The 12,170-nt window shown below is 61.6% G+C and carries 14 protein-coding genes and 1 pseudogene; 7 read left to right on the top strand and 8 right to left on the bottom strand.

Annotated elements, in window-relative coordinates:
- Positions 1-35: 35 nt before the first annotated feature.
- Positions 36-1,466, bottom strand: a complete 1,431-nt coding sequence (locus BBF94_RS07390; RefSeq protein ID WP_065258389.1) for an amidase — start codon at positions 1,464-1,466, stop codon at positions 36-38.
- Between the two features lie 120 nt (positions 1,467-1,586).
- Here BBF94_RS07390 and BBF94_RS07395 point away from each other — a divergent pair, with 120 nt between their 5' ends.
- Both BBF94_RS07395 and BBF94_RS07400 read left to right on the top strand, forming a co-directional pair.
- Positions 1,587-2,492 carry a LysR family transcriptional regulator gene (locus BBF94_RS07395; protein WP_065258390.1) on the top strand — a complete coding sequence of 302 codons (906 nt, stop codon included), beginning with the start codon at positions 1,587-1,589 and terminating at the stop codon, positions 2,490-2,492.
- 54 nt (positions 2,493-2,546) lie between these two features.
- On the top strand, positions 2,547-3,104 hold the full coding sequence (locus BBF94_RS07400) for a YceI family protein (RefSeq protein ID WP_065258391.1): 558 nt from the start codon (positions 2,547-2,549) through the stop codon (positions 3,102-3,104).
- A 6-nt stretch (positions 3,105-3,110) separates the two neighbouring features.
- On the opposite strand, the gene BBF94_RS07405 is transcribed toward BBF94_RS07400, so the two are convergent.
- Both BBF94_RS07405 and BBF94_RS07410 read right to left on the bottom strand, forming a co-directional pair.
- On the bottom strand, positions 3,111-3,323 hold the full coding sequence (locus tag BBF94_RS07405; RefSeq protein ID WP_065258392.1) for a YXWGXW repeat-containing protein: 213 nt from the start codon (positions 3,321-3,323) through the stop codon (positions 3,111-3,113).
- Between the two features lie 42 nt (positions 3,324-3,365).
- On the bottom strand, positions 3,366-3,692 hold the full coding sequence (locus BBF94_RS07410) for a YXWGXW repeat-containing protein (protein WP_065258393.1): 327 nt from the start codon (positions 3,690-3,692) through the stop codon (positions 3,366-3,368).
- Positions 3,693-3,875: 183 nt separating this feature from the next.
- Here BBF94_RS07410 and BBF94_RS07415 point away from each other — a divergent pair, with 183 nt between their 5' ends.
- A complete protein-coding gene (locus BBF94_RS07415) occupies positions 3,876-4,562 on the top strand; it encodes a GNAT family N-acetyltransferase (protein WP_065258394.1) in 687 nt (228 codons plus the stop codon).
- Between the two features lie 280 nt (positions 4,563-4,842).
- Here BBF94_RS07415 and BBF94_RS07420 read toward each other — a convergent pair whose 3' ends face one another.
- Positions 4,843-5,472, bottom strand: a complete 630-nt coding sequence (locus tag BBF94_RS07420; protein ID WP_065258395.1) for a TetR/AcrR family transcriptional regulator — start codon at positions 5,470-5,472, stop codon at positions 4,843-4,845.
- Between the two features lie 100 nt (positions 5,473-5,572).
- On the opposite strand from BBF94_RS07420, the gene BBF94_RS07425 reads away from it, so the two are divergent.
- Positions 5,573-6,157 (top strand): NAD(P)H-dependent oxidoreductase, encoded by a 585-nt coding sequence (locus tag BBF94_RS07425; protein ID WP_065258396.1) that lies wholly within the window; start codon positions 5,573-5,575, stop codon positions 6,155-6,157.
- 9 nt (positions 6,158-6,166) lie between these two features.
- Here BBF94_RS07425 and BBF94_RS07430 read toward each other — a convergent pair whose 3' ends face one another.
- On the bottom strand, positions 6,167-7,108 hold the full coding sequence (locus BBF94_RS07430; RefSeq protein ID WP_065258397.1) for a class I SAM-dependent methyltransferase: 942 nt from the start codon (positions 7,106-7,108) through the stop codon (positions 6,167-6,169).
- 188 nt (positions 7,109-7,296) lie between these two features.
- Between BBF94_RS07430 and BBF94_RS07435 the strand changes: the two genes are divergently transcribed.
- Positions 7,297-7,710, top strand: a complete 414-nt coding sequence (locus tag BBF94_RS07435) for a response regulator (protein WP_065258398.1) — start codon at positions 7,297-7,299, stop codon at positions 7,708-7,710.
- 63 nt (positions 7,711-7,773) lie between these two features.
- Positions 7,774-8,445, top strand: coding sequence for an HAD family hydrolase (locus BBF94_RS07440; protein ID WP_065258399.1), 672 nt, complete (start codon positions 7,774-7,776; stop codon positions 8,443-8,445).
- 125 nt (positions 8,446-8,570) lie between these two features.
- On the opposite strand, the gene BBF94_RS07445 is transcribed toward BBF94_RS07440, so the two are convergent.
- A complete protein-coding gene (locus BBF94_RS07445) occupies positions 8,571-9,230 on the bottom strand; it encodes a methyltransferase family protein (protein WP_065258400.1) in 660 nt (219 codons plus the stop codon).
- Positions 9,231-9,394: 164 nt separating this feature from the next.
- Here BBF94_RS07445 and BBF94_RS07450 point away from each other — a divergent pair, with 164 nt between their 5' ends.
- Positions 9,395-10,312, top strand: coding sequence for a pyridoxal-phosphate dependent enzyme (locus tag BBF94_RS07450; protein WP_065258401.1), 918 nt, complete (start codon positions 9,395-9,397; stop codon positions 10,310-10,312).
- A 347-nt stretch (positions 10,313-10,659) separates the two neighbouring features.
- Here the strand turns inward: BBF94_RS07450 and BBF94_RS07455 are convergent, their stop codons facing one another.
- Both BBF94_RS07455 and BBF94_RS07460 read right to left on the bottom strand, forming a co-directional pair.
- On the bottom strand, positions 10,660-11,031 hold the full coding sequence (locus BBF94_RS07455; protein ID WP_065258402.1) for an endonuclease domain-containing protein: 372 nt from the start codon (positions 11,029-11,031) through the stop codon (positions 10,660-10,662).
- Between the two features lie 213 nt (positions 11,032-11,244).
- A pseudogene (locus BBF94_RS07460) lies at positions 11,245-12,122 on the bottom strand (LysR substrate-binding domain-containing protein).
- Between the last annotated feature and the right edge of the window lie 48 nt (positions 12,123-12,170).

Raw genomic sequence — 12,170 nt, forward strand, 5'->3', positions numbered from 1 at the left:
CAGGGCCGCTCCTTGGGAAGCGGCCCTTTTTGTTCTCAGCGACCCGGGTGAATCAACGGGCGCCGGTGATGCCACGGCAACGCCTGTTCCAGTTGTGCTGACAGACGCAGCAGAACATCGTCAGCGCCGAAGCGTGCGGCCAGTTGCACACCGATCGGCAAGCCTTCGCGGGACATCCCCAACGGCAGCGAAATGGCCGGCGTTCCCGCAACGTTGAACACCGGGGTGAAGGGCGAGTGCTCGAACACTCGCGCCGTCCATTTCAGACCATCCAGCATGCCGGCGCCGCGATTGTAGAGGCCGAGGGCTTGCGGCAATTGCGGCAGGGTCGGGGTCAGCAGAATGTCGATGGACCCGAACCACGCGGCCACTTGCCGGGCGACACTGTTGCGCACTTCCAGCGCGGCGGCGAAGTCCGTGCCGCGCGATTGCTGACCGAAGGCGTAGCAGGCGAGAGTGGCCGGTTCCAGGGTGCTGCGGTCGACTGGTCGCCGGGTAGCGATGGCGAGATGATCGATCCAGCGCGCCAGACTGGCACACCAGATGTGCGCGTTGGCTTCGACGAACGCGTCCCACGACAGGCCGAGCGGCGCCCGGACGGCTTCAACCTGATGGCCGAGGGATTCAAGCTCTCGGGCAACACGGGCGGTGGCAGCACTGATCTCGGGATCAACGCTGGCGCCGTTCCACGGAGTATCGAGCAGACCGATACGCAAGCGTCCGGGATCGCGGCCGACCTGAGCCAGAAAACCCTCGGCAGGTGCTGCCGTGTAATAAGGATCTCCCGGCGCACAGCCCTGCACCACATCCATCAACGCCGCGCTGTCGCGCACCGTCCGCGACAGGCCCAGTTGCACGCCGAGCCCGGCAAACACCTCGTCCATCAATGGCCCGTGAGAGCTGCGGCCACGCGTCGGCTTGAGGCCCACCAGCCCGTTGAACGCTGCCGGAACGCGGATCGATCCTGCTGCGTCAGTGGCATTGGCGATCGGTACGATGCCCGCTGCGACAGCCGTACCGGCGCCACCGCTTGAGCTCCCGGCGGAGTGTTGCGGGTTCCAGGGATTGCGGGTCGGGCCTTGCAGGAGGGAGTCGGTTTCGGTGCTGAAGGCCATTTCCGGGGTGGTGGTTCGGCCCAGGGTGATGAGCCCGGCGGCGTTGAAGCGCTGCATCAGGCTGGAGTCGCTTTGCGCGACCAGGCCTTGCGCGAGTCGGCTGCCCAGTTCATTGCGTCGCCCGGCTGCGGTGATCGCCAGGTCCTTGATCAGAAACGGCACCCCGGCCAAGGGGCCGCTGCCCGTAGTCGCGGTCGGTGTCCAGTGCTCGATGACGGCGTTGATCGCAGGGTTGACCTGCTGTATTGCTTCGATGGCCAGAGCGGCCAGTTCTTTGGCGTGGACTTCGCCTGTGGCAACCCGTTGCGCGAGAGCGATGCCGTCATGTTCGGCGTATTCGTTGAGGTTCATGGATAGCACTCCGAGAGGGAGCACCGATATTAAGTCGCAGGGTATCAGCTGATTAGCCCATAATCGCGGCATGGAATGTGCCATTGGTGGCACAGTTTATCGTTCTCAGGCAGGCCCGAAATGATCCGTGACTTGAACGACACACTGGTTTTCGTCCGTGTGGTGCGTCTGGGCAGCTTCACCGCCGCTGCCCATGCGTTGCAGATGCCGAAAACCACGGTCAGCCGCCGGGTGCGCGAACTGGAACAGGCCATCGGCGTACAGTTGCTGCGCCGGACCACGCGCCAGTTGAGCCTGACCGAGGCCGGCGCGGTGTATTACGAACAGTGCAAATCCATCGCCGATACGCTCGAGCACGCCGAACGGGCGGTGCATCAATTGCGTGACGGCCCCCGTGGCTGGTTGCGGGTGACGGTGCCTTTTTCATTCGGGGTCAGTTGGTTCGCTCCGTTGCTGGCAGGGTTTCGTCAGGCGTATCCGGACATCCGTCTGGAGATTCTGGCCTCCCATGTGCCGATGGATCTGGTGGGCGAGGAGATCGATGTCGCCCTGCGGCTGGGTGCATTGCCGGACTCGAGCCTGATCGCCCGGCGACTGGCCAGTTTTGACACGGGCATTTACGCGGCCCCGCAATACCTCGAGCGCCACGGTACGCCACAATCCCCGGAAGAGCTGTTGCAGCATCAGACGTTGACGCTGCATCAGGCCCGGCGCGATGTCGGTTATGTCTGGCCATTGCGCCGGGAAGGGGCCCGCCTGAGAGACTATCGCGTCGAACCCTGCATTCTTGCCAATGACCCGGCGCTGTTGCACGAAGCGTTACTGGCAGGCGAGGGACTGAGCCTGGCGATGGAGCAGAGCATGCAAGCGGACGTGCAGGCCGGGCGCCTGATCCGGGTGTTGCCGCAGTGGATCGGCCCGCCTCAGGATCTCAATGCGGTCACGGCCCGCGAGCATCTGCCATCGCCCAAGGTGAAGGCGTTGATCGGCTATCTGAAGGCGCGGATGACCGACGCAGTGGCATAACCGCCGGAACTTTGCTTAAGTCATTCGAGGTCCACCGGGGCAGCGGAGCATCCCATGTCGATTCGATTGTTGTTGGCTGCCGTGTATTGCCTGATCGTCACACCGGCGGTGCAGGCCGTGGAGTACACCCGGGTCAACACCACTGCGAGCCAGATCAGTTTCACCTACAACCAGATGGGTTCGCGGATGTATGGCACGTTCGGCAAATTCGACGCGACGCTGGATTTCGACACTGCCAATCTGAGCAACGCCCGCACTACGTTGCACATTGACCTTACGAGCATCGACGCCGGCAGCGAAGACGCCAATACCGAACTGGTGAAACCGGCGTGGTTCGACACGCAAAAGTTTCCGACGGCAGTGTTCGAATCGACCGGATTCAGCCAGGTCGATGAAAACCATTATCGGGTTGCCGGCCGGCTCACCCTCAAAGGCATCACTCGCGAAGTGCAAGTGCCGGTGCACCTGAAACCCGACAGCAGCATCGGCATCTTCGACGGTGAACTGGTACTCAAGCGCGATGCTTTTGGCCTCGGTGCCGGAGAGTGGGCCGACACCGTGGTTTCCAATGACATTGCGATCAAGTTCAAGATCGTTGCGCCGGCGCAGTGACCGGCCTCAATACGCCCGCCAGTGCCCCGGCACCCAGCGCCATTGATTGCCGGCCCATCGGTAATGGCCGGCGACCCAGTGGTAGCCCGGCGCAGGCATCGCCGGAACGACCTCCACCACAGGCGGTGGTCGGTGCGGGCGAACCGGCTCGACGACGCAGCCCGACAGCGTAATCGCCACGAGCGTGGCGGTGAGCAGGGTTTTTATGATTTTTGACATGGTGGTGTTCCTGGTGGGTAACGTTGGCAGACGGTTGCGCGATCAACGCACCCAGTGACCTTCAATCCAGTACCAGTTCGGCCCGCGCGCCTGCCAGTGGCCCGGTTCCCAGCGTGCGCCGTGGTGACGCACCGGTTGCCAGTGACCGGGCATCCAGACATAACCGCGACCTTCCCAGCGCCAGTGACCACGATCCCAGGCGTAACCGGGCCGTGGACCGGGCATCGGTTCCATGCGCATCGGTGGCGGCGCTTCGCGGATGATGATTTCGGGCTGGGCAAATACCGGCGAACTGGCCAGTGCTGCCAGTGTCACCGGCACCAGCAGCAGGGCTTTTCGCCATTTCAACAGGGAACGCAGAACGTTCATGACAACTCCTCAAGGCCTGCGTCGGGAAATGAACGCAGCTGAAGAATTGGACGCCAAACGGGCAAAAAGTCCGTTCGCCGGCAGATGAAATTTTTGTCAGGCTTGCACAGGGTATGATGTCGCGGTTCGCCGGTCGATCAACCCGCCCGGCAACCTGTGTTTTACCGCCGGAGTTCACCCGCCATGCCCCGCATCACCCACTACAAATCCCCGTGCCCCGAAGGCGTCAACAGCCAGATCCTGCAGATGGTGGTCGACTACCTGACCGACATCAGCGCGATCGGCCTGGGCCCGAGCAACCTGCTGTACAACGTCTATCAGTACGCGGTCGGCTACGAGGTGCATTTGTATCTGGAGGCACTGAACGGCGAGAAGGGCACCGAAGTGGAGCTGCTGGTGGCCACCGACGAGGATGACCCGGAGCAGGTGATCGGCTTCCTGCTGTACCTGCCGGTGCAAGGGGATTGGGAGGCGTGCAACGTCGCGTACCTGGCGGTCGATCAACAGCATCGCCGCCAGGGTGTGGCCCGTGCGTTGATCGCGGAAATGGTTGCGCGCTACCCCCATGCCGAACTGACGTGCAGCGTGGGTAAAGTTCCGTATTTCGAGGCGCTGGGCTTTGAAGTGCTGGGCCAGTTGGAGACGCAAGTGCTGATGAGCACCCGGCATTACCGCAGCAACGGTTTGCGTGGTTTCATCGACACCACGCCGATCTACCGCTCGCTGGAGGTGCAGCAGATCCACACTTATCTGCTGCAAAAACACGGTAAACGGGCGATGGTCGATGCCGAAAAACAGCGTGATCGGCACCTGGATCAAGTCACGCGCCACACAGAGGCATTCGTCCGCCAGCGCCTGACGGTTCACTGATCCGGCCAACGGCAAACAGCCCTTGTTGCGATGACCGTCGTGCCTTTTGCTGGCACAGGCAGCATGGCGTTCGATTCGTCGCGAACCGGAACGCTGATTTTCAGGGACAAAAAAAGAGCCTCAAGACTCTTTGATGGGGAGGAAGTAGAGCCCGTGAGGCTCAAGATGCGCGTGAAACAAGGTACGGGCTTGATTGGGGTTCAGAGCACCCGTACCTGCGCAGCGGTCTGGCAAGCCAAGCAGCTGCGTAACTCCATCCTAGGAAGGTGCACGGACGGTCTCAAGTACCGTCAGTCACTTGCTTTGCTGCCCTTTCGACCATCGCGGCGATGGTTGCAAGCAGCTCGTCGCGGGCCTGCGCTGCAGTGATTTCGTCGGTAGCTGCTGCTTGAGACAACGCCTCGGCGGCACCGAGCATGGCGCGCAGTCCCGCTTGGCTAATGTCACCACCGTCAGCGAACGGCGACAGCACACGGCGGCATTTCTCCAGGAAAATCGCCTCGTATTCGCGCTTGATCTTCTCCAGTTCCGGCGAGCTGGCCAGGGCGGCGATCACCCCGGGAATCTCGTTGCCCTGAGTCAACACACAGTCGACATACGACGTGGCAATCACCGAGGCCGTGCCGCTCAATGTCGCCTCGCAGTTGTCCAGCGCGGCATCCATCAGTGCGGTCTGACGCCTGTCGAAGTCCTGATACAGCGCAGCCAGCAAACCGGCGCGGGTGATGAAGTGGTCATAGACCACCGGTTTGGTCACACCGGCCTTTTCCGCCAGATAACCCAGGGTCAGGGCATCAGTGCCTTCTTCGCGAACCAATTGCCAGGCCATGTCGAGCAACTGGCGCTGACGGTCTTCCCGGGACAGTCGCCGGCGGGGTGGTGGGGAATCGGAGATTTCAGTGGTTGACATTGTTTATATACCAAAAGTAACTTACTGACGGTAACTTACCAAGAGTAGCTTGCGAACAGCATATAGCCCCTGATGAACATTCACCAACCGGAGATTTCCCATGCACGCACTGATTGTTGTGGCTCATGACGATCCCCGTTCGCTGACTCATGCGCTGGCGCAGAAAATCGCCGAAGGCCTGTCGGAGAACGATCCGTCCAACACCTTCGAAATTGCTGACTTGCACGCCGAGGAATTCGACCCGCGTTTCGGCGTGGCCGACTGGGCCGTGCATCACCGTGAATCCGCACCGCCGGAAGACGTTCTGGCCGAGCAGGCACGCCTCGACCGCGCCGATGCGCTGGTGCTGGTGTATCCGGTGTTCTGGTGGTCGATGCCGGCGCTGCTCAAGGGCTGGATCGACCGGGTGTTCAGCAATGGCTGGGCGTTTGACTTCGACGGCGATTCGACCCTGAAGAAGCTCGGACGCCTGCGCGTGCATCTGGTCGCACTCGGCGGGGCGGATGCACGCACCTACGAACGCCACGGCTACGGTACGGCGATGAAGACGCAGATCGATCACGGGATATTCGATTACTGCGGGGCGACGGTGGCGGGCTCGGCGTTGTTGCTGGAATCCGAGTCGAGCGATCCTGCGATCCAGTTGCAGGCAGCGCGCGAAATCGGACATGGACTGTTCCGCTGAAACCTGTTGTCAGTCGATGCGTTTGAAAACCAGCGCTTTCAGACCGCTCTCCACATCGACATCCGGAAACTCCGGCGGGTTTTCCAGCCTCTGTTCGAATCGCAGGCTCGATGCTTCCCGGGTCACGCCATCGATCAGGAAGTCCGGACCGAACGACGGATCGTTCATGCACGCCAGCACCGTGCCCTGTGCCGTCAGCAGTTCCGGCAGGCGGCGCAGCACGCGCTGGTAATCCTTGGTCAGCAGAAAGCTGCCTTTCTGGAATGACGGCGGATCGATGATCACCAGATCATAGGGGCCGCTGTTGATCACCTTGCCCCAGGACTTGAACAGATCGTGGCCGAGGAAACTCACCTTGCTCAGGTCATGGCCGTTGAGACGGTGATTGTCGCGGCCCCGGCTCAACGCCGCGCGGGACATGTCGAGGTTCACCACATGGCTGGCGCCGCCCTCGATGGCCGCCACCGAAAAACCGCAGGTGTAGGCGAACAGGTTCAGCACCCGTTTGCCGGCGGCCTGTGCGCGAACCCAGTTGCGCCCGTAGCGCATGTCGAGGAACAGCCCGGCGTTCTGCTTGCGGCCAAGATCCACACGGTATTTCAGCCCACCCTCGACGATGGTCATCTCGTCGATCTCTTCTCCCAACAGCCATTCGGCGGTGCTCTGCGGCAGGTAACGGTGCTGGATCAGCAGGGTGTGAGCGCCGGACTGCTGCCATTGATCTGAATGAGTGATTTCCAGCAGCAGGCGCTTGAGGTTTTCCAGCTGCGAGGCCTCGGGTTCCTTGAACAGCGACACCAGCACCACGCCCTGCAGCCAGTCCACGGTGATTTGCTCCAGCCCCGGCCAGCAACGCCCACGGCCATGAAACAGGCGCCGGGTTTCGGTCGGTGCCGACATCAGCGCGGTGAGCAGATGGGTGTGGAGAATGGCGAGGGCTTGAGGGTTCATCAATCGGAATCGGCCGGCAAAAGGGCGGGCATTTTAACCACAAACAGGCTGTTACGAGGGCTCGCCGACCGACGTTATCGAAAAGACCTGTATCAAAAATGAATTTCTGTACAAGGCGTCGCTCATACCAGATAAGCAGCGGCTTCAATCCGCTGAAAACGTTCATGTTGTTCAGGGAGTGCCAGTTCATGTGTCCAGTTCCGTCGTCGAGCGCGCACCTTCCTGACGGGTTGATTCTGGTAGTGGAAGACGATCCGTTGATTCTGGAGTTTCTGTGCGAAATTCTTCAGGAGGAAGGTTTCAAGGTGGAGCCGCAGACCAGTGCCGATGCGGCGTCGCAATACCTGGAAGAGCACGCGCCGGAAGTTGCGCTGCTGCTGACCGACATCACCATGCCCGGCACCTTGAATGGCGCGGACCTGGCCAATCTGGTCGGCGAGCGCTGGCCGGACAAACCGATCATGGTCATGTCCGGTTATGAAACCCCGGAGACTTCCGGTGTCCGTCACCCGGTGGCGTTCATCAAAAAGCCCTGGGCCATCGGCCAGTTGCTCGATTGCGTGGACGGCGCGTTCAAATCCAAGGCGCCGCGTCTGCACTGAAGCCTGCGGCAGATGCTACATTGCCGGGCACATTTGCCCGGCTTTGCCTGAGGATGCGATCTCTTGTCTGCTCACGATGCTGTTTACAACCGCGCGTTCGGCGCGTTCCTGTTCGACATGGACGGCACCGTCCTCAACTCCATCGCTGCCGCCGAGCGGATCTGGGCGGCCTGGGCCGTGCGTCACGGCGTGGATGTCGAGACATTTCTGCCGACCATCCACGGCGTGCGCGCCATCGACACCATCACCCGGCTGAACCTGCCGGGCGTGGACGCCGAGGCGCAAGCGGCGTTCATCACCGAGGCGGAAATCGAAGACGTTGAAGGCATTGTCGAGATTCCGGGTGCGGCGGCGTTTCTCAAGTCGTTGCCGGCAAATCAATGGGCCATGGTGACCTCGGCGCCACGGGATCTGGCGTTGCGGCGGATGGCGGCGGCGGGGATTCCGGAGCCGGCGGTGATGATCACGGCTGAAGACGTGACGGCAGGTAAACCCGACCCGGCTGGCTATAGACTGGCTGCGAAACGTCTGGGACTGAAACCGGCCGATTGCCTGATTTTCGAAGACGCGACTGTCGGCATCCAGGCGGCCGAAGCGGCGGGTGCGCCGTTGATGATCATTACAGCGACCCATCAGCATCCGATCAACACCCCGCACGCGACGATTGCCAGTTACCGCGAGGTGACGTTGACTATCGACCACAACGGCCAGTTGCGCCTGCAGAAAACCAACTGACACCTCTGTACCTGTGGGAGCGAGCTTGCTCGCGATAGCGGTTTATCAGTCACCTTCTTCATTGACTGACATGACCCTATCGCGAGCAAGCTCGCTCCCACAGGGGACCTGCATTGAATTCGCGATCAGTAAACGCCCGGCAACAACCGCCAGCTGCGTGCGCAATAGGCGTCGTATTCGGCGCCGAACTGGGTGCGCAGCAGCGCTTCTTCCGAGTGAATCCGGGCAATCAGCGGGATCAGCGTCAGCGCCGCCAGCAGGATTCCGACCACCGAACGAAATGCCAGGGCCCAGCCCAGCGCGTTGACAATCAGCCCCAGATAGCTGGGGTTGCGCAGACGGGTATAAATGCCGTCAGTCACCAGGCGATGCCCCGGTTGAATCGCCACCAGACCGCTGAAACGGCGGCCCAGTACAAACACCGGCCACAGCCGCAATGCGCCGCCGACAATGAACAGCAAGGCCCCCAGCCATCGAATGCCTTCGCGACCGAGGGTCCAGAATTCGATGCGATCGCAGTAAGCCGGCAGAAAGGCACTGACCAGACCGATCACGCCGAACGCCGGAATCACCCAGCGATTGGCCCGGTCTTCGCGTTCTCCCGAACTCAGGTTCACCTCGCTGAACAATGACGCCACCACCATCACCAGCGTCGCCAGCGCCACGACCACCAGTGCTCCGTGGGAAAAGAATACCGCCACGCCGCCGATGCCCCACATCGCCAGACCCAGATAGGCGAGGGTGGCGATCACCGCGACGACAGTCATTTGCGCTGACATTTTCATAGGCACCTCACGGCTGTTCCGTTCAGTGTAGATCCGGGCACGATCCCCGGCGTTCAGCGTTGGGTGGGCGAGGTGAACTAAGCTTCAGACAGGGACGTTTCGCTTTCACCTGTCCACGCTCCGACGCAGCGGTCGCCCGGACGTGGCGTCATCAGGAGCCCGCCATGCTGCACATCCGCACGCCGTTGATCCTCCATCCGACCCTGTCGACCAGCTCCCGGCGTATCTGGTTGAAACTGGAAAACCTGCAACCCAGCGGCTCCTTCAAGCTGCGGGGCATGGGGTTGTTGTGCAGTCAGGCGGCGGCGCAGGGCAAACGCAAAGTGGTCTGTCCGTCCGGCGGCAATGCCGGTCTCGCCACGGCAGTGGCGGCGGCCAGTCTGGGCCTGCAAGCCTGCATCGTGGTGCCGCACACCACCCCGGAAGCGACCCGCGCACGCATCCGCCGCACCGGTGCCGAAGTCATCGTTCATGGCAAGGTCTGGGACGAAGCCAATCAGCGGGCGCGGGAACTGGCCAGTTCGGCTGACACCGAATACGTCCCGGCCTTCGACCACCCGGTGTTGTGGCAAGGGCACAGCACGATGATCGATGAAATTCTCGAAGACTGCCCACAGGTCGACACTGTGGTCACCTCGGTCGGGGGCGGGGGATTGCTCGCAGGACTGCTCACGGGGCTGCTCCGTCATGATCGACACGACTGCCGGATCATCGCCTGCGAAACCCGTGGCGCCGCCTCGTTTGCCGCCGCCGTCGAGGCCGGGCATCCGGTGCGCCTGAGCAAGATCGACACGGTTGCCACCTCCCTGGGCGCTGCGCAAGTGGCGCAATGGCCCGTGCAACACATTGGCGAGTTCGATCACCAATGCCTGGTGCTGTCCGATGACGACGCGATCACGGGGGTAGTGCGTTATGCCAGTGACTTGCGGCAACTGGTGGAGCCGGCGTGTGGGGTCTCGCTGGCGGTGGCTTATCTGGATCATCCGGCGTTGGCTGGGGCTCGGGATGTGGTGATTGTGGTGTGTGGCGGGGTGAGTGTCAGTGCGCAGTTGGTGGCGGGATGGGCGCGGTTGGGGGCTTGATTCAGTGCTGGCGTTGAACTTCAAAAGCCCCTCACCCCAGCCCTCTCCCGGTGGGAGAGGGAGCCGACCGAGGTGTCTTGAGGGATGCATCGACCTGAAAAAACGAGTCGATTATGGCTTCACTGCAGATCTGTCAGGTCGATGTATTACGGCAATATCCCCCCAATCAGTTCCCTCTCCCGGTGGGAGAGGGAGCCGACCGAGGTGTCTTGAGGGATGTATCGACCTGAAAAAACGAGTCGATTATGGATTCATTGCAGATCTTTCAGGTCGATGTATTACGGCAATATCCCCCAATCAGTTCCCTCTCCCTCTGGGAGAGGGTTAGGGTGAGGGCGCTTTCTGGATCAGGACTGCGATCTCAGATCCTCCGCGATCCTGACAATCTGCTCCAACACATCCCCCATCTGCTGAATCACATCAAGATTACTGAACCGCACCACCTCAATCCCAAGCCGCTGAAGATAGAGCGTCCGCCGCCGATCATGAACCTCTCCCGCCTCCTCATAATGCTGCCCCCCATCCAGCTCCACCGCCAACCTCAACTCCACACAATAAAAATCCAGCACAAACGGCGGAATTGGTACCTGCCGACGAAATTTCAGCCCCGCTATCTGGCGTGCACGCAGCCTTTGCCAAAGCATCTGCTCGCAATCGGTCTGGCCGGCGCGTAAGCGGAGGGCGAATCGGCGTTGGTCGAGGGTGGGGCGATTTTGCATGCTTCACGTCCTTGTGAAGTGGGATGGAAAAATTCACTGTAGACCGGACAAACCGTCAGCGCCGGATCAACCTGATCATGGATTAACACCAGATTTTTCAGGTCGCTGTATCACGTCAATATCCCCCGATCAGTCCCCTCTCCCTCGGGGGAGAGGGTTAGGCGGGCGGCGTTCCGATGAGGGGCCAGCGGATTATCTGGCGCCCGAGATGTCCTAGCCCGTCAGCATCGTCCTGAACGTCTCCACCAACGGTCGCAAATTGATCCGGTGCCACGCCGCCCACAACGGCGTGGTAAACGCCAGCCACGGTACTTCCCGCAGCACCACGCCCGGCGGGGCGTTGTGGCTCAGGCCTTTCTGGATCATCGCAATGCCCAGCCCCGAAGCGACCAGCCCCAGCGCGGTGAACGGCTCGGTCGCCTGCATCCGCACATCCGGTGTGAAACCGGCGCGCAGGCAGGCGCTCAGAAAGTCGTCGCAGGCATCCTGGCGCGGTTGCACGCCGATCCATTCCTGTGAGGCCAGATCTTCCGGGGTCAGCGCTGACAGTGCGGCCAGCGGATGCTGTTCCGGCAGCGCCAGCAGCATCGGGTCGTCCAATACCTGAAAACCCAGCAGATCCGGATCATCCACGGCCGGCGGTTCACTGACCAGCGCGATATCGAGACTGCGCTGACGCAGGCCTTCGAGCTGTTCGGCGGAGTTCAGGTTGTACAGCGCGACATGCACGTTCGGCCGGTCCACCCGCAACACGCGCAGAGCGTTGGGCAGCACCCCGGCGTGCATGGCGTTTTCGATGTAGCCGATGCACAACCCACCTTCTTCGCCACGGCCCAGACGTTTGCCGAGGGATTCCAGGCGATTGGCGTGGGTCAGCAGGGCGCGGGTTTCGGCGAGGAACGTCTGACCGTCGCGGGTCAGGCGGATACGTTGCTGGCTGCGTTCGAACAGGGTCAAACCAAGGCGTTCTTCGAGCTGGGCGATCTGCCGGCTCAGAGGTGACTGGGAAATGTGCAGGCGCTCGGCCGCGCGGCGACGTGTTCTTCTTCGGCGACGACCACGAAGTAGCGCAATTGGCGGAAATCGATCATTTCAGACCTTAAGGGACTCAAGTTTTGCGAATTATGTCTTGGACGGTC

Source organism: Pseudomonas bananamidigenes (assembly GCF_001679645.1).
Lineage (GTDB): Bacteria > Pseudomonadota > Gammaproteobacteria > Pseudomonadales > Pseudomonadaceae > Aquipseudomonas > Aquipseudomonas bananamidigenes.

Excerpts from the sequence above, each read along its gene's own strand:
- BBF94_RS07390 (WP_065258389.1), bottom strand. The coding sequence starts at position 1,466 with ATGAACCTCAACGAATACGCCGAACATGACGGCATCGCTCTCGCGCAA.
- BBF94_RS07395 (WP_065258390.1), top strand. The coding sequence starts at position 1,587 with ATGATCCGTGACTTGAACGACACACTGGTTTTCGTCCGTGTGGTGCGT.
- BBF94_RS07400 (WP_065258391.1), top strand. The coding sequence starts at position 2,547 with ATGTCGATTCGATTGTTGTTGGCTGCCGTGTATTGCCTGATCGTCACA.
- BBF94_RS07405 (WP_065258392.1), bottom strand. The coding sequence starts at position 3,323 with ATGTCAAAAATCATAAAAACCCTGCTCACCGCCACGCTCGTGGCGATT.
- BBF94_RS07410 (WP_065258393.1), bottom strand. The coding sequence starts at position 3,692 with ATGAACGTTCTGCGTTCCCTGTTGAAATGGCGAAAAGCCCTGCTGCTG.
- BBF94_RS07415 (WP_065258394.1), top strand. The coding sequence starts at position 3,876 with ATGCCCCGCATCACCCACTACAAATCCCCGTGCCCCGAAGGCGTCAAC.
- BBF94_RS07420 (WP_065258395.1), bottom strand. The coding sequence starts at position 5,472 with ATGTCAACCACTGAAATCTCCGATTCCCCACCACCCCGCCGGCGACTG.
- BBF94_RS07425 (WP_065258396.1), top strand. The coding sequence starts at position 5,573 with ATGCACGCACTGATTGTTGTGGCTCATGACGATCCCCGTTCGCTGACT.
- BBF94_RS07430 (WP_065258397.1), bottom strand. The coding sequence starts at position 7,108 with ATGAACCCTCAAGCCCTCGCCATTCTCCACACCCATCTGCTCACCGCG.
- BBF94_RS07435 (WP_065258398.1), top strand. The coding sequence starts at position 7,297 with ATGTGTCCAGTTCCGTCGTCGAGCGCGCACCTTCCTGACGGGTTGATT.
- BBF94_RS07445 (WP_065258400.1), bottom strand. The coding sequence starts at position 9,230 with ATGAAAATGTCAGCGCAAATGACTGTCGTCGCGGTGATCGCCACCCTC.
- BBF94_RS07450 (WP_065258401.1), top strand. The coding sequence starts at position 9,395 with ATGCTGCACATCCGCACGCCGTTGATCCTCCATCCGACCCTGTCGACC.
- BBF94_RS07455 (WP_065258402.1), bottom strand. The coding sequence starts at position 11,031 with ATGCAAAATCGCCCCACCCTCGACCAACGCCGATTCGCCCTCCGCTTA.